The 20,111-nt window shown below is 67.6% G+C and carries 20 protein-coding genes; 10 read left to right on the plus strand and 10 right to left on the minus strand.

The genetic code is table 11. From position 1 onward, the window contains the following. The 6 genes from ACX1D0_RS09450 to istA all read right to left on the minus strand — a co-directional run bounded on the left by ACX1D0_RS09450 (position 1) and on the right by istA (position 6,132). A complete protein-coding gene (locus ACX1D0_RS09450; RefSeq protein ID WP_182782073.1) occupies positions 1-402 on the minus strand; it encodes a YlbF family regulator in 402 nt (133 codons plus the stop codon). 67 nt (positions 403-469) lie between these two features. Then, positions 470-2,221, minus strand: coding sequence for an arsenical pump-driving ATPase (arsA, locus tag ACX1D0_RS09455; RefSeq protein WP_459017649.1), 1,752 nt, complete (start codon positions 2,219-2,221; stop codon positions 470-472). A 10-nt stretch (positions 2,222-2,231) separates the two neighbouring features. Continuing rightward, the gene (gene arsD, locus ACX1D0_RS09460; RefSeq protein ID WP_182782071.1) at positions 2,232-2,609 is read right to left on the minus strand and encodes an arsenite efflux transporter metallochaperone ArsD; all 378 of its coding nucleotides are present in this window, start codon (positions 2,607-2,609) and stop codon (positions 2,232-2,234) included. A 66-nt stretch (positions 2,610-2,675) separates the two neighbouring features. After that, the gene (locus tag ACX1D0_RS09465) at positions 2,676-3,635 is read right to left on the minus strand and encodes a hypothetical protein (protein WP_459017650.1); all 960 of its coding nucleotides are present in this window, start codon (positions 3,633-3,635) and stop codon (positions 2,676-2,678) included. 170 nt (positions 3,636-3,805) lie between these two features. Next, positions 3,806-4,609 carry an IS21-like element helper ATPase IstB gene (gene istB, locus ACX1D0_RS09470; protein WP_459017651.1) on the minus strand — a complete coding sequence of 268 codons (804 nt, stop codon included), beginning with the start codon at positions 4,607-4,609 and terminating at the stop codon, positions 3,806-3,808. Next, positions 4,606-6,132 (minus strand): IS21 family transposase, encoded by a 1,527-nt coding sequence (istA, locus tag ACX1D0_RS09475; RefSeq protein ID WP_459017652.1) that lies wholly within the window; start codon positions 6,130-6,132, stop codon positions 4,606-4,608. The genes istB and istA overlap by 4 nt, the downstream gene beginning before the upstream one ends. A 935-nt stretch (positions 6,133-7,067) precedes the next feature. Here istA and ACX1D0_RS09480 point away from each other — a divergent pair. The 5 genes from ACX1D0_RS09480 to ACX1D0_RS09500 all read left to right on the plus strand — a co-directional run bounded on the left by ACX1D0_RS09480 (position 7,068) and on the right by ACX1D0_RS09500 (position 11,310). Next, positions 7,068-8,246, plus strand: a complete 1,179-nt coding sequence (locus ACX1D0_RS09480; RefSeq protein ID WP_459017653.1) for a YVTN family beta-propeller repeat protein — start codon at positions 7,068-7,070, stop codon at positions 8,244-8,246. Between the two features lie 220 nt (positions 8,247-8,466). Further along, positions 8,467-8,727 carry an SHOCT domain-containing protein gene (locus tag ACX1D0_RS09485; RefSeq protein WP_459017654.1) on the plus strand — a complete coding sequence of 87 codons (261 nt, stop codon included), beginning with the start codon at positions 8,467-8,469 and terminating at the stop codon, positions 8,725-8,727. Between the two features lie 164 nt (positions 8,728-8,891). Further along, the gene (locus tag ACX1D0_RS09490) at positions 8,892-9,458 is read left to right on the plus strand and encodes a hypothetical protein (protein WP_459017655.1); all 567 of its coding nucleotides are present in this window, start codon (positions 8,892-8,894) and stop codon (positions 9,456-9,458) included. Between the two features lie 2 nt (positions 9,459-9,460). After that, positions 9,461-10,180 carry a response regulator gene (locus ACX1D0_RS09495; RefSeq protein ID WP_459020435.1) on the plus strand — a complete coding sequence of 240 codons (720 nt, stop codon included), beginning with the start codon at positions 9,461-9,463 and terminating at the stop codon, positions 10,178-10,180. Further along, positions 10,177-11,310, plus strand: coding sequence for a HAMP domain-containing sensor histidine kinase (locus ACX1D0_RS09500; protein WP_459017656.1), 1,134 nt, complete (start codon positions 10,177-10,179; stop codon positions 11,308-11,310). Before ACX1D0_RS09495 ends, ACX1D0_RS09500 begins: the two co-directional genes overlap by 4 nt. Positions 11,311-11,875: 565 nt before the next feature. On the opposite strand, the gene ACX1D0_RS09505 is transcribed toward ACX1D0_RS09500, so the two are convergent. Further along, on the minus strand, positions 11,876-12,490 hold the full coding sequence (locus ACX1D0_RS09505; protein ID WP_182782063.1) for a CueP family metal-binding protein: 615 nt from the start codon (positions 12,488-12,490) through the stop codon (positions 11,876-11,878). A 194-nt stretch (positions 12,491-12,684) separates the two neighbouring features. Between ACX1D0_RS09505 and ACX1D0_RS09510 the strand changes: the two genes are divergently transcribed. The 5 genes from ACX1D0_RS09510 to ACX1D0_RS09530 all read left to right on the plus strand — a co-directional run bounded on the left by ACX1D0_RS09510 (position 12,685) and on the right by ACX1D0_RS09530 (position 17,495). Continuing rightward, the gene (locus ACX1D0_RS09510) at positions 12,685-13,098 is read left to right on the plus strand and encodes an ArsR/SmtB family transcription factor (protein ID WP_459017657.1); all 414 of its coding nucleotides are present in this window, start codon (positions 12,685-12,687) and stop codon (positions 13,096-13,098) included. Further along, on the plus strand, positions 13,095-15,095 hold the full coding sequence (locus ACX1D0_RS09515; RefSeq protein WP_459017658.1) for a heavy metal translocating P-type ATPase: 2,001 nt from the start codon (positions 13,095-13,097) through the stop codon (positions 15,093-15,095). The genes ACX1D0_RS09510 and ACX1D0_RS09515 overlap by 4 nt, the downstream gene beginning before the upstream one ends. Beyond that, positions 15,092-16,012, plus strand: coding sequence for a cation diffusion facilitator family transporter (locus tag ACX1D0_RS09520; protein WP_459017659.1), 921 nt, complete (start codon positions 15,092-15,094; stop codon positions 16,010-16,012). Before ACX1D0_RS09515 ends, ACX1D0_RS09520 begins: the two co-directional genes overlap by 4 nt. 140 nt (positions 16,013-16,152) lie before the next feature. After that, entirely contained in the window at positions 16,153-16,746 is a 594-nt protein-coding gene (locus tag ACX1D0_RS09525; RefSeq protein ID WP_073186929.1) for a TlpA family protein disulfide reductase, read from the plus strand. A gap of 29 nt (positions 16,747-16,775) precedes the next feature. Beyond that, on the plus strand, positions 16,776-17,495 hold the full coding sequence (locus ACX1D0_RS09530) for a cytochrome c biogenesis CcdA family protein (RefSeq protein WP_459017660.1): 720 nt from the start codon (positions 16,776-16,778) through the stop codon (positions 17,493-17,495). Between the two features lie 639 nt (positions 17,496-18,134). Here the strand turns inward: ACX1D0_RS09530 and ACX1D0_RS09535 are convergent. Genes ACX1D0_RS09535 through ACX1D0_RS09545 form a run of 3 tightly spaced genes read right to left on the minus strand, consistent with a single transcriptional unit; the run spans position 18,135 to position 20,019 of the window. Continuing rightward, a complete protein-coding gene (locus ACX1D0_RS09535; protein WP_458993599.1) occupies positions 18,135-18,755 on the minus strand; it encodes a peroxiredoxin family protein in 621 nt (206 codons plus the stop codon). Continuing rightward, entirely contained in the window at positions 18,752-19,717 is a 966-nt protein-coding gene (locus ACX1D0_RS09540) for a cytochrome c biogenesis CcdA family protein (RefSeq protein ID WP_458993598.1), read from the minus strand. Before ACX1D0_RS09540 ends, ACX1D0_RS09535 begins: the two co-directional genes overlap by 4 nt. Next, a complete protein-coding gene (locus ACX1D0_RS09545; RefSeq protein WP_459017661.1) occupies positions 19,717-20,019 on the minus strand; it encodes a glutaredoxin in 303 nt (100 codons plus the stop codon). The genes ACX1D0_RS09540 and ACX1D0_RS09545 overlap by 1 nt, the downstream gene beginning before the upstream one ends. Positions 20,020-20,111: the final 92 nt, after the last annotated feature.

The following is a 20,111-nucleotide window of genomic DNA, read 5'->3' on the forward strand; positions in this document are numbered from 1 at the left end:
TCAGCCGCAGCAGCCGCCGGAGCGGCTGTTGGCGGCAAAGTCGATGCCGACCTCAGCGGTCACGACGGATGCCGTGTCGCGACACACATCCTGGAACGCTGACATGGCCGCCGCGTAGGCGGCAACCGTCGGGACGCTGAGCATCGCTTCCTGGCTGCGCTCCAGGTCCGCGCGGTGGGCGTCGGTCAGGACTCCCACCGTGATCTCCGCCCGAAACTCCTGCTGGAGTTGTTCGAACGCGGCAATTGCGGCGTTCGCCTCGGCGTCGGTGGAGACGGCCTCGTCGGCGGCCAGCAGGGCGGTGAACTCGTTGCTGGACTTCAGCGCCGCACCGAACGCTCTAGCGGCGGCGTGCACCTCGGCTTCGGCGTCAGCCGGCGCCTGGAGGGTTGGATTCAGCATGTGGTCAGGGCTCCTCGTGGTGGGTCGGTGTGATGCGGTCGAAGACTGGGCCGTGCGCCGTGGTTTCCTAGGAGGCCAGGCGGGCGAGCCGCTTGGGTCCGATGGGTTCCTCGTGCAGCAGGGGGACGATGGCGAGCCGCTTGGCGCGGGCCCGTACGGAGTCGACAGGTCCTTGTTCCTGGATTGCCCGGTGACGGAGCAGGGGTGATGTGGTGGTGGCGGCGGCAAGCGACTGGTTGATCACCCAGGCCCAGGGCTGGATGCCGGCCCGCTTCAGGTCGTCCTCGAGGATGCCCGCCTCGAGGACGGGCGTGGTCTCCGGCAGCGTGACGAGCAGGATCCTGGTGTAGTCGGGGTCCTGGAGTCGCATCATGGGGGTGGCGTAGTGGGCGCCTTCGGGCATGTTGCGGGCGATCTCGCGGTGATAGGAGCCGGCGGCGTCCATGAGCAGCAGGGTGTGGCCGGTGGGCGCGGTGTCCATCACGACGAACGTGCGACGCGCTTGGTTGACCAGTCGGGAGAACTGCTTGAAGACCGCGACCTCCTCGGTGCAGGGGGACAGCAGGTCCTCGGCCAAGAGGGCCCGGCCAGCCTCATCAAGGTCTTTGCCCTTGGTGGCCATGACGTGATCGCGGTACTCCTGGACTGCCTGAGCGGGATTGACCTGCGACATGGTGAGGGTGGGTAGCGCGTCACCTTCCCCCATGGTGTGTGCCAGGCGCCCGGCAGGATCGGTGGTGGTGAGGTGGACCTCGTGGCCCAACTCGGCGAGGCGGGTGGCGACCGCCGCGGCGATGGTGGTCTTCCCGACGCCGCCCTTGCCCATGCACATGATGAGCCCATGCCCGGGGGCGGCAAGGTCGTCGACCATGTCGTTCAACGAGGGGGCGATGTCCTCACGCAAGTAGCTGACTGAGTCCATCGGAAGCGTCGTTGAGCCGTCGAACAATGACCGGAGCGCGGCGAGGCCGACCATGTTGTCGGGCTTGAGTTCGATGACATCGCGAGGGACCCCCGCCAACGAGGCCGGCATGTCGGCGACGGCGGCCTGCTCCCGTTCCCGGATGGCGACGACCAGGCTGTCGTCGGCTCCAGCGGTATCGGGGAGCACCCCGTTGATCACCACGTTGCTGGGCTTGATGCCGGTCTCGCTCAGTTCCTCGGCGGTCCGGGCGAGCTCGGCAAGGCTGGAGGCCTGCGCCCTGGCGACCAGCACCAGGCGGGTGACCGAAGGATCGGCCAGTGCCGTCACCGCTCCGCCGTAGAGGGTGCGTTGCTTCTCCAGTCCGGACAGGGGGCCCAGGCAGGAGGCGTCACCCTTGCCTGTGTCGAGGAAGCCGGTCCAGTCGCCGGGCAGCTTCAGGAGCCGGATGGTGTGACCGGTGGGGGCGGTGTCGAACAGGACGTGGTCGTAGTCGGCGACCAGCGTCGGGTCGGCCAGCAGTCCGGTGAACTCGTTGAACGATGCGATCTCGGTGGTGCATGATCCGGACAGCTGTTCGGTCATCTCGGCGATCTCACGTGCGGGCAGGAAGGCTCGAACGGGGCCGATGATTCGCTCACGGTAGTCGGCGGCGGCCTGTTCGGGGTCGATCTCCAGGGCGTCCAGGCCGGGGACCGACGTCACTGCCGTGATGGTGTTGCCGATCGTCTGGCCGAAAACCTGACCGACGTTGGACGCCGGGTCGGTGCTCACCAGAAGCACGCGACGTCCGGCTTCGGCGAGCTGCACCGCCGAGGCGCACGCGATCGAGGTCTTGCCCACGCCGCCCTTGCCGGTGAAGAAGAGGAAGCGCGTGGGACTGCTGAGGAATTTCATGTCCACAGCCTCAGCAACCGCCGCCGCCGCAGCAGGAGCCGCCACCCACGGTGGCCAAGCTGAAACGCGGACGAAGAGTGGGTGTGCCAAGGCCCGCGTAGCGGGCGAGCATCTCACGCGTGGGGTAACTGCCGGTCAGCACGGTCACGTCGTCAACCAGGACCAGGGGAAGCCCCTCCGATCCGGCCGCCTGAAGGAAGCTCATCACCGCTGGGCTCTCCACGAACGCCGTCGGGTCGTTGGCCAGGTTGTGCCGGGTGATGTCGACGCCCTGTTGCTTCACGTAGTCCAGGTCGGCGGAGAAGTTCACCAACGCCTGGTCCACGTCCTCACCACACACCCCGGTGTTGCAGCACAACGCTGGCTCGAAAACTCGGATATTGACCATGATTTCCTCTCGAAGACACATCGAAGACCGTCGATGTGAACTCTAGCCTAGTCGAATCGATGGAAGTCAATCTGGCGGGGGTGCCATGCCGGTGGGCGCTACTGCCAGGTTCCGCCGTACATGACCCTGGTGACGTTCGCGTCGTCGTCGAGGGCGACCAGGTCGGCTCTGGCTCCTGCTGCGACTCTTCCGACGTTGTGGAGGTTGAGGGTACTCGGCGGGAAGGATGGTGGCGCTGCGGACCGCTTGGGCAAGCGGGATTCCGTAGGCGACGGCGTTGCGTACCGCCCTGTCGAGGGTGAGGGTGCTGCCGGCGATGGTGTCGAGTCCGGTCAGTCGAGCCACCCGATCGCTGACCTCGACCGGCAGAGCGCCCAGCTGGTAATCGCCGTCCGGGGCCCCGGCGGCCGCCATGGCATCGGTGATCAGGACGACCCGGTTCGGCAGCAGGCGCATCGGGTAGGCCGCCAGTGCGGGACTCACGTGGATGCCATCGAAGATCAACTCGACCGTGGTCCGCGAGTCGTCCAGGAACGCCAGGATCGGCCCAGGGTCGCGGTGGCCCAGCGGTGACATCGCGCTGAAGATGTGGGTGACCCCTGTAGCGCCCACCTCGATGGCGGCCTTGGTGATGTTGTAGCTGGCGGCGGTATGACCGATGGCCGGAAGGCAGCCGTTGGCGAGCAACACCTGAATCGCATCCATGGCGCCCGGGAGTTCCGGTGCGATGGTCGCCATACTGATGGTGCCGCCGGCGGCGGCGAGTAAGGCGGCGACGGTGTCGGGGATCGGATCGGCCAGCAACTCTCCTCTCCCGAACACGTCCGCCGGGGTCACCGCAACCACCGGCTTCCCCACGACGCCGAAGAAGACCTTCAGGTCATACCAGGCAGCAAGCACAGAGTTCGGGCGCACCCGAGCCACCAGGAACTCCAGATAGGCATCCAGCAACGGGTCACCGAAGCTGCCCGGCGGCGCCCCCGTCACCCGATCAGCAGCAGGGAGCAAACACGGCAACAGCGACATTGAGGGCACCTCCACCCGATCCTGACACCCCCACCACTGTCAAGGGCCACTGGTTTCTGCCCGGAGGCGGACATGAAACCTGCCCGGTAGCGGTCACGAGAAGTGCCCGGTGGTGGCCATGGGATCTGCCCCAGGGGGTTGTTGGCCATCCACCTCGGTCGAGGGCGTGGTTAGTGCAAGGGGGTCACCCCCCGGCCGGCGAGTGCTTGGGTGAGGCGGACGCTGTCGCCGCTGGTTTGGCAGACGTGGGCGTGGTGGAGGAGCCGGTCGACGGTGGCGGTGGCCAGCGTTTTGGGCATGAGTTCGTCGAAGCCGGCGGGGTGGAGGTTGGAGCTGATCGCGACGGAGCGTTTCTCGTAGGCGGCGTCGACCAAGCGGTAGAGGCCCTCGGCGGCGTCGTGGGACACGGGCAGCAGGCCGATGTCATCGACGACGACGACGTCGGCGCGCAGGATCCGGGCGATGGCTTTCGACACGGTGTCGTCGGCGCGGTGCCGGCGCAGCAGGAGGCCGAGGTCTTCGAGGGTGAACCAGGCGACGCGTAGTCCTTGTTCGACGGCGTGTTGGCCGAGTGCTTCGAGGAAGAACGTCTTCCCGGTGCCGGAGGGGCCGCAGACGACGAGGTTCTCCCGCCGACCGACCCATTCCAGGGTCCGGAGTGCTTGTTGGGTGGGGGCCGGGATCGATGAGGCGGTCGGCTGCCAGGCGTCGAAGGTTTTCCCGGTGGGGAACCCGGCGGCGGTGCGGCGGGTGGCGAGCGCGGAGCGTTCCCTTCCGGTGACCTCTTCGATGAGGAGGGCCTTGATGATTTCGGCGGGGTCCCAGCGTTGCGCTCGGGCGGTGGCGAGGATGTCAGGTGCCTGGGCCCGCATGTAGGGCAACCGCATCCGGCGCAGCAGGCCTTCCAGATCGGCCGGTAGCGGCGGGGCGACCGGGACTCCCGCGACGGGGACGGCGACCTTCGGTGCGGTCATGAGGCGATCTCCTGGGCGGGGTTGGTGCCGTAGGTGGCCCAGCCGCGGGTGCCTTGGGTCAGGGACTGGTCCTCGCTGGCCTGCAGCTGTTGGGGGTGGGGTCGGCTGCGGTGGTGGTCGAGGATGGAGGCGAGGTCGGCCTCGGCGAAGCGGCCGTGGACGGCGGCATGCCCCAAGGCCCAGTCGACGTCGGCGGGGTTGAACAGGCGTGCCAGCTGGACCGCGGCGGCCATCTTGACCCGCATCTTCCCGGTGCCCGCGTGAGCGGCCTCGACCAGCCAGATCCGCGCCCCTTCACCGAGGGCGAGGAACTCGGTGTCAGCGACCGTCTTCGCCCTGGGTGACCGCTCCAGGGCCCCGGCCGGGGCGGGCGGGAAATGCAGCCCCTCAAGCATCGGCGTGCCTGGGGTGGCGCGTCGGTGGCGGGCGACCTCGACCGGGCCCGCGTCGTCGAGGTGGCAGATCACGATCTGCTCATCCGCGCCGCGGCCGTGGACGCGGACCCAGACCGTCTCGCCGCAGAGCCGGTGAGGGACGGAGTACTGGCCGTGTTCGAAGTTCACCATCGGCGTGTTGTCCGGCACCACCCTCGTGGTCCCGAACGCGACCGTGAACGGCGCCGCGGCGACAGGATGCAACCGTGGGCGTTCCTCGGCCAGCATCTCGGCCGGGGCCCGGCGGGTGACCCGATGCGGGCGGGCGTTGACCAAGTCGCAGAACGCCTCGCAGGCGGCTTCGAGGTCGGCGAACGTGTCGTAGGCGTCGCGCAGGTTGGCGTCGGTGGGCACCAGGTCGGCCTTCGCGAGCTTCACCGATGATTCGGTGCCGCCCTTGCTCGCCGGGTCCGCCGGAACACATGTGTGAACCGTCACCGCATAATGCGAGGCGAAGGCGACCAGCTGCTGGTTCCGGACCGGGATCCCGGCGATGTGCTCACTGGTGACGGTCTTCTCGTTGTCGGTCAACACATACGTCGGGACGCCCCCGATCCGGCGGAACGTGACATCCAAGGCGGCGAACACCGAGGGCAGGGTCTTGTCCCGCAGCGGCAGCACCACCCGGAATCTCGACCACGCGACCCAGGCGACGAACAGGACCGTCTTGACCCCGTCGATCAACGGCCCGTCGCCGTAGTCGTACTGCAACCACATCCCGGGCTCGGTCACCCACGGCCGATGAACCCGGCGGTTCCCGACCCGGAACGCGGTCTTCGCGGCCGCGACCGCTCGGCGGGTGGTGCGCTCCGAGCCGGTGTAGCCCAGCCACTCCAGCTTCTGGTGGACCCTGTCGGCGCGGACCTTCCCCTTCGACCGCTCGACCCACTCCTCGACCTTCTCCAGGTAGTCGTCGATCAACTGCGGCCGGCGGGCCGTCCCCGACGGCGGGCCACCCAGCTTGTCGCGGGCCTCCACATAGCGTTTCACCGTGTGATGGGAACACCCCACCAACTCGGCGGTGTCACGCAACGACCCGGTCAGATCGTAAGCATCCAAGATTTCCATGATTTCCTCGGCAGACTTCAAGATGTCCCTTCCCGGGTGACGAACAGTGCTTCAGCACCACTCATCGCACTCGAGGAAGGGACGCCGACCGCGGACGCGGCAGGCAACGGATGTCGTGTCGGGCAGATCCCATGGCCACCACCGGGCAGATTTCATGACCGCCAGCGGGCAACTACATGACCGTCACTGGGCATTTTTCCGTGTCCGCCGACACACCACAGAGGCGCCGGTCAATCAGAAGATCACCCACATATCAAGCATGAGAGTGAGGTCGGCGAGTGTCCGTGGCCGAGCCTCGGAGCCCGACCCGGGTTGACATTCGACGGCTTGAGCACCGCAGGGCACGACCTTGCACATCAGGGAGTTGGGTGGCGGTGTGTTCCTCCCAGGCGTCCTCGGGTGTTGATGCCGATGGAACCCAGGCGGGTCTGGCGGCGATCTTGCGGTGAGGTGGCGTCACGTTTCCCGGCCTACGTGACGAATGCCGCCCGCAGGGAGTGGGGCGCGAACCCCGACGCGCCAACCGGCCTGGGTGTGACTGTGACCGTCCTGGGGTCCAGCGACCTGCGTGGCCACACTGGGCCATCAGCTGCAGATCGTGGTTTCAGAGGTCGGCAGGTTCACACCACGCGCGGAACTCAGGCCGCGGCGGTCGTGACTCCACTCGCGCGGCGGCAGCGGCACGTCGTCGCAGGAGACGAGCTGCTGTCGCCGTCGGCAGCCGACGCTCACCGGATTCTCTGGGTGATCCGATGTAATACGCGGGTCGATCTGCGGCGTCAGAGGTGGAGCGGCTTGCCACCGCCCAGCGCGAGAACCAATGCTTCGCGGGACTTCCCCGACTTCCCCGGGTAGGCGATGTGTCCTTGACGGAACCTTGACCGGATGAGCATCGAAGGCAGACGACTGGGGCGTCATAGTGGTCCTACATTTCTACATGTTCTTAGGAGAAATCCGTGTTCGTTCGCCATGGCGGTCTGCGCCGCCCCCTGTTCCTCACCGTTCTTGTGATGGCCGCCTTGACGCTGACTGCCTGTGGGCAGGATGCACCGGCTGCTGGTTCGGCTGCGCCGTTGAGCAGTGCCGCCGCTACGCAGAGCGACGAGGGCGCTGCCGGTGAGGGAGGCACCGGACCTCAGGAGCCGATGGCGATCCGGGGCACGGTGTGGGTTGCCAACGAGGACGGTGATTCCTTGTCGGCCATCGACGCGGACACCGGTGTCGTGGTGACCACGGTGAGCGGGATCGAGAGTCCTCACAATGTTCAGGTGAGCCCTGATGGTGGCACGGTCTGGGCTGTCAGTGGTCACGCCAACGCTGTGGTGGCGCTGGATGCCGCGACGTATGAGCTGTTGGGGACCGCTCCGACCGGTGTGAGCCCTGCGCATGTGGTCGTTAGTCCTGATGGTGAGCAGGTCCTTGTCACCAACTCGGGGGATGACACGCTGAGCGTCTACGACGCCGAGTCGCTGGAGCTCCGGGCCACCGTTGACCTCAGTGCCGGGCCGCACGGCCTGCGTCCCACCCCGGACGGTGCGGCGGTGGTCGTGGCCAACACCACAGCGGGCACTGTCGACGTGGTCGACACTGACACCTATGAAGTCACCGCGACGATCCCGGTCGGGGACTCCCCTCCGCAGGTCGCTGTCGCACCGGACGGGCGGTACGCCTACGTGAGCCTGGTCGGGTCCAGTTCTGTGGTGAAGGTCGACCTGGTGGAGCAGAAGGTCACGGGATCGGTGTCGGTTCCGTCGCCGCCGGTCCAGCTGTACCTGACCGCGGACGGGACCCGCTTGCTGTCGGCCGACCAGGGAACCGAGGGCGCCCCTGGCAGTACCGTGTCCGTGATCGACTCGGCCTCCATGACCATCGAGGACACCATCGCCGCGGGGGCTGGCCCGCACGGGGTGGTTGTCGAACCGACCGGGCAGCGGGCCTGGGTGACCAACCTCTATGACGACACGGTCTCCGTGATCGACCTGTCGACCAACCAGACCGTCTCGACTGTGTCTGTGGGCGACAAGCCAAACGGCATCAGCTACAGCCCTCAATCGCCTACGCCCGGGCCCGCCACTACCAGCGTCACCGTCCCCGACTACGCCACCGGAGCCGAGGGCGGCCACGCGGAGCACTGACCCGGCTGGGCGACCCTCCATCCTGATCGACGGGGCGGTCCTCGAAATGGCAGCCGCTTCTCGGCCCGCAGTTCCACATCCGACATTGGGGGTGGAACCGATGCATGGATGGATGTAGAGGGAATCTTTACTCCGCAGGCGCGAGGATCCTTACACGTGACGGTCAAGCTTGTTGCATCGGGTGGTCACGGGACCACCCACTCGGTCCAGGAGGATAGACATGATGGGTTACGGCGGTTTTGGCGGTATGGGGTGGGGCGGCATGGTCGGCATGGTGCTGCTGTGGGCGGTGCTGATTGGTCTGGTGGTGTGGGCGGTGACCAGGCTCTTGCCGACGCGCCCCAACGGTGGCGGCATGCAGCCCGGGCCGGAGACACCGGAGGAGATCCTGGATCGTCGGTTCGCCCGCGGCGAGGTTGACGTCGAGACGTATCAGGTGCAGCGGGCTGCGCTGGCCTCGGCCCGGGGTGAACGCCGATGACTGGGCGGGGCCTGACTCAGGCCGGCCCACGCTGGCTGGCGTGGCTGGTGTTGGTGGTCGCGAGCGTGCTGTTCATAGCCTCGGTGGTCTTGGCCGCTTGGGGAGGTGCTCGCCCTTACCCTGGCGCTGCCGGTGTCGCGCCGAACTGGAACGGGCATGGTCCGATGATGGGAGCCAACGGTCGCGGGTGGGTCGGACCGTCGGGCGGAATGATGGGCGCCGGGGGCGGCTCCATGATGAGCGGCTCCATGATGGGCGGCGGGGTGTGGCTGGCCGGCGACGGCGTCCGGGTCGACACCATCACCCAGGCAAGGGCTCGCGCGACGCAGGCTGCGGCGGTCAGTGGGCTCATACCGGGCGAGGTGATGCAGTTCACCACCAACTTCTACGTCGAGTTGAGGGACGCCTCCGGTGAGGCCACCACCGAGGTGCTCGTGGACCCGGCCACCGGTGCGGTGTCCACCGAGTACGGGCCGGCCATGATGTGGAACACCGGCAGCCGGACCGCGGCCATGTCCGCTGATGAGGCCGTTGCGATCGCCGACGGCTGGCTGCAGACCAATGCCGCCGGTGAGACGGCGGCAGGGATGGCCATGGAGTATCCGGGGTACTACACCCTCGACACCGCCTCGGGCGGTACGACGGTGGGCATGCTGTCGGTCAACGCCACCACTGGGGCGGTCTGGTACCACACGTGGCACGGCCGGTTCGTCGGGGAGGAGGACGCTTGAGCGTGGGTTCTGCCAAGCAGCCGAGCATCCTGGTGGTTGACGACGAACCCAGCCTGGTCAGGGTGGTGGAGGGCTACCTGACCAAGGAGGGGTTCTCCGTGCGCACCGCCGGCGACGGCGAGACGGCGCTGGCAATGGCGCGGGAGTCAGAGCCTGACGTGGTTGTGCTCGACCTGGGACTGCCCGGCATCGACGGCGTCGAGGTATGCCGGCAGCTGCGGACGTTCAGCAGCTGCTACGTCCTGATGTTGACTGCGCGCGCCGACGAGGTGGACATGCTCATCGGGCTTGCGGTGGGAGCCGACGACTACGTCACCAAACCCTTCTCGGCCCGCGCACTGGTGGCGCGGGTCAGAACGCTGCTCCGGCGGCCACGCACCCCAGCCGACACCACGGCACAGGAAGCCCCTGAGGCACGTGTCTTCGGGGACCTGACAGTGGACGTTCCGGCGCGCGAAGCGCGCGTCGCGGGCTCACTGGTGGCGTTGACGCGCACGGAGTACGACCTGCTCGAGGCCTTGAGCGGGAGTCCCCGCATCGTGTTCACCCGACAACAGTTGCTCGACCGCGTCTGGAACGACACGACGGGCTCCGCCGCGAGCGACGAGCACCTCGTCGACATCCACGTCGGCCACCTCCGTCGCAAGCTCGGCGACGACCCCCGCGACGCCCGCTACGTCCTGACCATCCGCGGGGTCGGCTACCGGATGGGCCCGGGATGACCGCCCACCGAAAGGATCCGCGACTGGCACGACTCGCCCTGGCCCCCCGGCTCCTGCTCAACAACCTGCTCGTCATCCTGGCCGGCGCCGGCACCGTGCTCGTCGTAGTGCTCCTCGTCACCCCGTCGGTGTTCCAGCTCCACCTGGACAGGGCGGGCGTCGCCGCCGACTCGGAGGCCCTGCAACACATCCTGATGGCGATCCAGGACGCCGTCCTCGTGGCCGTGGGGATCGGCGTCGCCGCCGCAGCGTTCACGGCCGCCACCATCAGCTGGGTCGTGGCCCGCCGGCTCGCCGCTCCCGTGCGGGATGCCGCAGACACCAGCCGTCGACTGGCGCACGGAGACCTGGACGCCCGGGTGCTCGATCCCCGCATGGGCCCCGAGTTCGCCACCCTCGCCGCGTCGGTCAACGAGCTGGCCGAGCGACTCCAGGCCACCGAGACCACCCGCCGCGCACTCACCGCCGACCTGGCCCACCAGCTCCGCACCCCCATCGCCTCCATCGAAGCCACCATCGAGGCCGTCCGAGACGATGTACTGCCCGCCGATCACCAAACCTGGGACACCCTTGCCGCCCAGAGCGCGCGGCTCCGACGCCTGGTCGCCGACCTCGAGGTGGTCTCCCGCGCCGAGGAACGTCAACTGCTCCTCAGCGCCGAACCCGTTCCTGTCCCCACCATGATCCACGCGGCCGTTGCCGCGCATTCGGAGCGCTACCGGTCCGCCGGCGTCCGGATCGACGCCTCACTCGCTGACAGCACCCCTCGCGTGCTGGTCGACCCCGAACGAATCCAGGAAGTCCTCGGCAGCCTGCTCGACAACGCGCTCCGCTGCACCCCGGCCGGCGGCACCGTCACCATCGCCGGTCGGCCCAGCCCGTCCGGGGACTCGGCGGTCATCACGGTGACCGACAACGGCCTCGGCCTCACCCCCGCCGAAACAGGGCAGATCTTCCGCCGCTTCGCGAAAGCTGCCGACAGCCCCGGCAGCGGCCTCGGGCTGACCATCGCCCGCGCCATCGTCGAGGCCCACCACGGGACCCTCACCGCCGACAGCGCCGGCCCCGGCACCGGCGCCCGATTCACGATCACCCTCCCTGCCAGCGGTTCCCGGCGAACCCGCCACTGAAGGCAGGCGGAACTAGCAACACCAACTCCCTGAGCCTTGATCCACCCGTGGAGTGGCTCAGCATGGTGGAGGGACAGGAGGCGCCTGCTTCTGGCTTGGGATACAGGTGGCTACGACCAGAAAGCTCAGGCCAGGCCCGTCCGGGAGTTGGCCCTGGTGAAGAGTAGGCTCACCCGAGTCCACGCACCTACCCCGCACGCGGCGAGCACTTCCTCACCAGATGCGACAAGACACCGACGAGCGCTGAGCCAAGCACCAGGATTTCGCCGCCGATCGCCTGCCCAAGCCCCACTCTGAATCGTGGGACCCAGGCCCTCAGACTTCTTGATCAAAAGCGGAGGGGATAGTTGAACGGATCTACATTGTCGCGGGACAGTGGTCTTATCGGCCGGATCGACCGGCACCGACATGAAGGAGACCACAGCCCGGGCGGGGATCCCGCTGACTCGAGGCCCGCAACGCCGCATCAGGACGCGACGAGCGATGAAACCAACCCTCACTGTCACCACCTCACCAACGGTCAGGGATGGCCCCAGGCGCGTCCACGGCGGGCTCACCCCCAGGACTATAGAAGCTGCAAGGTGGTCAGGCAGGTGGGGCCCTCAGCGTCGGAGGAGAAGCGGCTCTCGGCGCGCTTCCCGTCCTTGGTGACGACGACGACGCCCGCGAGGTCCTTGGGGATCCAGAAACCGACGAAGCCGTTGGCGTAGGTGGTCGCGTCCTCGTCGACGAGCACCTCACCTGAATCGGTGGTGATCGTCACCTTCACGTCCGCCTCAGCCAATTCCCCTCGGCAGGTGCCGAGGTTGTGGAAGTAGCACTCATGAGTGGTGGTCTCGTACGGCGCGATCGACAGGTAGAACTCATCACCGTCGAGGGGCATCGAGGCCTCGATGGTGCCGTCGCTGAGCAGTACCTCGTCGTAGCGCACCGACGCGGCCAGCGGCAGCGGGCGCTGAGCGTCGAGCCGGTCGAGCGCCTCCACGACCTCGGCGCCGCTCTTCCCCACCAACCCGTGCGCCGCAAGCAACGCCCCCGCGTCCCCCGCCGCGACGCTCGGCGCCGCCGTCGACACGGAATCTCGCGGGGTCTCGGCAACCTCCGGGGTTGAGCAAGCCGACAGCGCCAAGACGGCGGCGAGCGGCACAGCGATACGAATGGTCAGATGATGGCGGCGCATGGGTGTCTCCAGGAGCTATGTGTCTTCAAGGAAGTCGAGGTCTCCGCGACTGAGCGCGGCACGGTTTCGGACAGGTCGTCCAACCAGAATGCCGCAATCGCTGAATGCGCCAGTCACACGCTTAGTCAAGATCAGATCAAGAAGATCACGAGGCGGGCGAAAGTGACACGATCCTCGTCTGGTATCATCGTCACATGACGATAACAACGACGGTTAAGGATGGATCCGCGGTCGGGGATCTGTCGGTGGCCGCTGCCTTCTTCCACGGCTTGTCCGATCCTTCGCGGCTGGCGATCCTGCAACACTTGACGTTGGGCGAGCATCGGGTGCGTGATCTGACAGCCCATCTCGGGTTGGCGCAGTCGACGGTGAGCGCCCACCTGGCGTGTCTGCGCGAGTGCGGCCTCGTGTCGTCGCGGCCGGAGGGTCGCGCGTCGGTCTTCTCGCTGGTGGGCGCCCCGGAGTTGCTGGCCGTCTTGGCGGCTGCGGAGCGCCTGCTTGAGTCGAGCGGGCAGGCTGTGGCGCTGTGTCCGAACTATGGGGTCGGCACCACCACGAACCCCTCCCCCGATCTGTTGAAGGCCCACGGGGCGGAGGCCCAGCGATGAACAGGCCAGCGATCAGCGGACGCGAACACGGGAACACCGCAAACACCGAGAGCGCGTGCGGCTGCGAGGCACCCGCAGGCGCCAGCAGTGATGATGACGACGCGGTGGAGCATCTGTGGCAGGTCCGCGACATCCAGTTCGGGCTGGCCTCTGGGGTGCTGCTGCTGGCCGGCTTCGTCTCCGGACTGCTGGGCTGGGAGGTTGCCGAGCTGGTGTTGAGCGTCGCGGCGCTTCTGGTGGGGGCGTCGACGTTCGTGCCCGGAGCGTTGAAGAGGCTGGCGCGCGGCAAGGTCGGGGTCGGGCTCCTGATGACCATCGGCGCAGTCGGCGCAACTGCTCTGGGGCAGATCGAGGAGGCGGCGATGCTGGCCTTCCTGTTCTCCCTGGCCGAAGGTTTGGAGGACTACTCGCTGGCCAAGACCAGACGCGGGTTGCGGGCGCTGCTGGGTCTGGTTCCGCGTGAGGCGACGATCAGGCGCAACGGTCGGGATGTGGTGCTGAGCCCCGACGATCTGGTGGTCGGGGATCTGATGATCGTGAAGCCGGGCGAGCGGGTGGCCACCGACGGTGACATCCGGGCCGGCAGGACGGCGGTGGACACCTCCGCCATCACCGGCGAATCGATGCCCGTCGAGGTGGGCCCAGGGGACCCCGTGTTCGCCGGTTCCGTCAACGGCTCCGGCGTCCTCGAGGTCGAGGTCACGGCCGCGGCCAGGGACAACTCTCTTGCCCGGATCGTGCACATCGTGGAGGCCGAGCAGTCCCGGAAGGGCGACACGCAGCGGCTGGCCGACCGGATCGCCACGCCCCTGGTGCCGGGCATCCTGATCGCCGCCACCCTGACCGTCATGGCGGGCTTCCTGCTCGGGGAACCGGCGGTGTGGCTGCAGCGGGCCCTGGTGATGGTGGTGGCCGCCTCCCCGTGTGCGCTGGCGATCTCCGTTCCCGTGACCGCGGTGGCGTCCATCGGCGCGGCCAGCCGTCGCGGGATCCTGATCAAGGGGGGCGCCGCACTGGAGAGCCTCGGCAAGGTCCGCACCATCGCCCTGGACAAGACCGGCACCCTGACCCGCAACCAGCCGGCCGTCGCCGACGTCGCACCCGCCGACGGCTACTGCCCAGCCGAAGTACTCGGCCTGGCCGCCGCGCTCGAGGCGCGAAGCGAACACCCGCTCGCCCGCGCAATCCTGGCAGCCGCCGACGACGTGCGCGCAGCCGATGAGGTGACCGCCGAGGTCGGATCCGGGCTCACCGGCCGCATGGACGGGCGCAGCCTCCGGCTGGGACGCCCCGGTTGGATCGACCCCGGCCCACTGACCGCGCACGTGACCCGCATGCAGGACGCCGGCGCCACCGCAGTCATCGTGGAAGTCGACGGCATCCCCGTAGGAGCGATCGCCGTCCGCGACGAACTACGCCCAGAAGCCCCCGAAGTCATCGCGCAACTCCGCGCGGACGGCTACACCATCGTCATGCTCACCGGCGACAACGGCGCAACCGCGCGCGCCATCGCACGGGAGGCCGGGATCAGCGAGGTGTACGCCGACCTGCGCCCCGAGGACAAGTCCGCGATCATCGAGCGGCTCCGCCGGGAAGGCCACTCGACAGCGATGGTCGGCGACGGCGTCAACGACGCCCCCGCGCTCGCCACCGCCGACCTCGGCATCGCGATGGGGGCGATGGGCACCGACGTGGCCATCGAGACCGCCGACGTGGCGCTGATGGGCGACGACCTACGGCTGCTCCCCCACGCGCTGGACCACGCCCGACGTACCCGTCGCATCATGCTCCAGAACGTGATCCTCTCGATCGCACTCATCACGATCCTCATCCCAGTCGGGCTCTTCGGAGTACTCGGGTTGGCAGCCGTCGTCCTCGTCCACGAAGTCGCGGAGGTATTCGTGATCGGCAACGGCATCCGGGCAGGACGCAGCACCGCCCTGTCCCCGATCACCGCACCTATCCGTCGGTCAGAACCCGCGATGGTCCCAGCATGAGCGACACCCACGACCACACCCACGCGAATCCGGGGACCAACCGGACCAGGCTGGCGATCGCGTTCGGGATCACCGCCACCATCCTGATCGCCGAGGTCATCGGCGCATGGTGGACCAACAGCCTCGCCCTCCTCGTCGACGCCGGGCATATGCTCACTGACGCCTCCGGCCTGCTGATGGCACTGATCGCCGCCTCCCTGGCCCTGCGGCCGCCCACACCGGAGCGGACCTGGGGATACCGTCGCGCGGAGGTGCTGGCCGCCGGCGCCCAGTCCGCGATCCTCCTCGCCGTCGGGATCTACGCTTTCATCGAAGGGGTCCGTCGGCTCTTCGACCCGGCAGAGGTCACCGCTGGCGGGCTGCTGGTGTTCGGGATCGTCGGACTCGTCGGCAACATCGTCGCCATGCTTGTCCTGGGCGCGGGCCGCGCCGCGAACCTCAACATGCGTGCCGCGTTCCTCGAAGTGGTCAACGACGCCCTCGGATCCGTGGCGGTCATTATCAGCGCGATCGTCATCTCGCTCACCGGATGGACCCGGATCGACGCCATCGCCGGGATGCTGATCGCCGCCCTGATCGTCCCCCGCGCGATCACGATCCTCAAGGAAGCCGGGGGGATCCTGCTCGAATCCACCCCCAGAGGCCTGAACCTCGACGACGTCCGCGGACACATCCTCCAGGTCCCGCACGTGATCGGGGTGCACGACCTGCACGCCTCCACCATCGCCACCGGGCTACCGGTCCTCACAGCCCACGTCGTCGTCGAAGAAACCTGCTTCGCCCAGGGCCACGTCTCCCAGAAGCTTCGGGACCTCCAAACCTGCGTCGCCGAACACTTCGACGTCAGCGTCGAACACTCCACCTTCCAGATCGAAGCCCCCTCCCATAGCGCACTGGAACGCCACTCACACCACTGAAACAACGCTCATGGGAATCCGGTTGGCCCCGACGAAGGCTGGCAGTCGACGCCGTGAACACGGCGGAAGGACGTAGGATCGGGCATCGCACACCTCCCCGAGGGCGCCCATCCACCGCCGAGAATCAAGGAAGGTCAGACATGAGACAGTCAGGGCGCCACCCCTCAGCCCGGTGGGTGAGTCACCTCGCCTTGGTCCTCACCGTGATGATCCTGACCGGTTGCTCAAGTGGATCGGGCCAGGCGGGAGTGTTTGACTCAGCAGGTTTTCAAGGAGGTGACGGTTCAGTGACCATTGTCCCTGCCGAGCAGCGGCGATCGGCCCCAGAGCTGGCCGGGGAAACCTTGGACGGTGCACCGCTGACCACTGCAGACTTCCCGGGCCAACTCCTGGTGCTCAACGTTTGGGGATCATGGTGCGCCCCCTGCCGGTCTGAAGCACCCGCCCTCGTCGAAGCGGCCGCCCAACTGCCGGGGGTGCAGTTCATCGGCATAAACACCCGCGACCTCAACCCGGCCCCGGCGCAGGCGTTCGTTCGGGCCTTCGACATCCCCTACCCCAACATCTACGACCCCGACGGTGCGCTCCTGCTCGAGTTCGGGCAGCTTCCACCCAAGGCTATCCCCAGTACTTTGGTCATCGATTCTGAAGGGCGGGTCGCTGCACGGATACTCGGTGAGACCACCGCCTCGACGTTGGTCGGCATCATCGAAGACGTCACGGCGGCGGAATGATCCCTCTCGAGTCCTGGGTAAGCCAAGCGATGTCATCGTCACTGCTCCTGGGGATCCCTGTCGCCATGCTCGCCGGTGTCATCTCTTTCGCCTCGCCCTGCGTCTTGCCCCTGCTCCCAGGCTACCTGTCGTTTGCCTCTGGTCTTGGGGCCCACGAGATCACTCAAGGAACCGGCAACCGACGACTCCTGCTCCTGGGAACCCTGGGATTCGTGCTCGGGTTCGCCGTCGTTTTCGTCCTCACAGGGGCCCTCCTGGGTGGCCTCGGAGCCGTCCTACTCACCTACGAGCGCATCATCACGATCGCTGCCGGAATCCTGATCATCCTGATGGGGCTGGGCTTCCTCGGCTGGATCCCCCTGCCCGCGCAGCGACGCCCGCAAACCGCCCGCGCCGGAGCCCTCGCCTCCCCCCTACTCGGGATAGCCTTCGGCCTCGGCTGGACCCCTTGCATCGGCCCCACCCTGTCTGTGGTTCTCACCCTCGCCCTCAACGAGGGCTCGGCCGCCCGTGGCGGGCTGCTGGCCTTCTGGTACGCAATCGGCCTTGGCCTGCCCTTCCTCGCCTTCGCGGCTTCGTTCACCACATTCGCTCCCCATTTCGAGTGGCTCAAGCGCCACCAACGCGCCCTGCAGCGTGCCGGTGGTGGGCTGCTCATTGTGGTTGGGATATCCATGGTCACCGGCCTGTGGGCCATCCTCGTTGCCTACCTGCGACAGTGGGCCTCAACATTCGGGACCATCCTGTGAACATGGGGCACCCGAAGGAAACCCTCATCACGTTGGCCAGCACCTCCGATCCCATGCTTCGGGCGCCGGCTCACCTCCGGAGCCACGGGCTGGTGATACCCCAACCCACATGGCCAGGACGGTGCTCACCGTGGTCAGGGGGTGACCGTGGCGATGCGAAGACGGCGCCCCAGCCACCAGGCCACCACACCGAAGACCGCGAATCCAGCGATGTTCCAGCTTGCTGCCTCGGCCCAGGGATCGATTTTACCCCGCGTAGCTCCGCCAGGAGGAGGTGAACATCGCGTCTGCACGGACCTCATCGAAGCGCTGGAAAAGGAATCGCCCAAATGAAAGAGTTCCTCAAGTGCTACCAGTGCGCTGACGCGTCCGACGACCGCTGGGCCCTGCTACTAGGAACTCGCAGCCCTGACGGCAGGAAGGGGACCGACTTGCCCGTCAACCCAGCTAGACACCTACAGGCACTTGCGCCGCCACACAGGGCTGGGACTGCCAGGCTGATGCCGGCCAGGCATAGAGCCCTGATCGGGACACCAACGGCTGCCTCTCGATCAGCCAGCGGGCGAACTCACGTAGAGGTGCTCGCGAAAACTGGAGCGCACCACGCCCGCAGGGCTGATCCGGTGGACCCCCAAGGCATCACTGGAGGCGCGTGGTGACCTCGTCGAGGAGTTCCTTCGGGTCGAGCCACATGGAGGGGTAGTTGCCATTCCAGCGTTGGACGCCATCGCCGTCGATGAGGACGAAGCCGTGGCCGGGCATCCCGGGGTGCATGCCCTTGTCGAGGACGTCGTACGCCTTCGACACGGTCCCGTCGTCGAGGAGATAGGGGGTGGTGACGCCGAACTGCTGCATGTCGGGCAGGATCTGCTCGGCGCTGTTCATGACGATTGGCAAAACCTCGATGCCCGCCTCGGCGAAGCCGGGATCCTTCTCGATCTCGGCCATCTGCATGGTGCAGGATGCGCAGCCGGCGCCTTCGTTGAAATAGATCAGCACCGGGTTGGGTCGCAGGTCGCTGAGAGTGACGCTGGTGCCGGCTGTGGTGGTGAGGGTGAAGTCGGGTGCGAGGCGCTGGGTGTCGCCCTGCTCGGGGATGGCGGACCACAGCCCGTAACCGACGACGACGACGACGATCAGGGTCACTACTCCGCCGATGATCCGGCTCCAGGTGCGGCGCTTCGTGTCGCGGCGCGTCTCGGCCTCCTGGCGGGCTTTGAGTTGCTCGCGCCGTGAGGGTGCGGGGTTCGTGGGGGTCATCGTGGCTCCAGGGAGAGTGTCGTCGGAGTGCTGGCTCCTTCGGGCGCGGGGGTCGGTGCGAGTTGGGTGTCGCAGCAGTCATGGACGGCGGCGGTGGGCTTGGCGTGTCGGCGGTCGCGAAGGGTGGCGATGACGAACACGGCCACCAGTGCGAGCAGTGCCAGTCCGAGGACGGCCTCGGGGATAGGGGCGGTGATCGCGATCAGCCAGGCGAAGACCTCGGAGAGCCAGGCGCCCATGCCGACCAGCGGGGCGTCGGCGCCGGTCATCTCGGTGGCGCCGGCTTGGCCGATCACGAGGATGCCCATGATCACGAACCCGACGGCGACCAGCAGGTTGACGGTGTTGGTGGCCAGCGTGAAGCGGCCCAGGTTGATCCGGATGGGCTTGGCGCGGAGGCTGCGCATCCGCTCGGGTCGCTTGTCCCACAGCAGTGCCATCACGAACAGCGGGATCACCATCCCGAACACGTAGGCCAGACCGAGCACCAGCCCACCGACGGGCGAGCCGGACAGCGCCGACAGGGTCATCACGCCCGCCAGGACCGGCGCGCAGCAACTGGAGGCGATGCCGGAAAACACGCCGAGGCTGAAGAAGGTGGCAGTGTCACCGCGTGCGGTGTCAGGCGCCCGGAGGAACGACGGCATCGACCACATCGCCCCCGACAACGCCAACAGGCCGAGTCCGATCATCAACAGGCCGCCGGCCCAGTAGAGAACCACGTGGTACTTGGCAATGGCGCCGGCGATCAGGCTGACCCCCATGGTGATCGGGACCAGGACCGCCGACAGTCCGGCGGCGAACACGAAGGTCAGCGGGATCAGGCGCCAACGGCGGTTCTTCGCCGCCGCAGCCAGATAGCTGGGAGCAAGGAAGACGATGCAGCACGGGGCGAACAGCGCGACGCCGCCGGCGAGGAACGCCGCCAGGACCCCTCCCGCGCTGAGCAAGTCGGCACCCATCAGCGGGCACCGAGGCGGTCGACGAGCCGCGCCAGCTTGCCTCGCGGAATGCGGCCGGCGTGGAAGTACCTGCCCGCCACCAGGGTCAGCGGGAAACTCCCAGGGCGGTGCTCGGCGATCAGCGCCTCACCTTGCGGTGACTCCGCCGGCACTGCCGTCAGCCGCAACAATCCTGCACGGTCCAGAGCGTTGAGGCGTTGATGGGCGTCGTCGCAGAAGTGACAGGCGGGGGTGGTCACCAGGGTGACGTTGACCACCTGGGTCGGTGCGGTCGGCGGTGCTGGCGCCGGAATCTCGTTCACGATCCCATCCTCAACCCTCCAGATCAGGGAACGGTTCAGCCCGGGTCAAGGTTCGGCCAAGAACACTCCCCCAGCACCGTGAGGGGGGTGGG

The organism is Tessaracoccus pujii, from assembly GCF_054483895.1.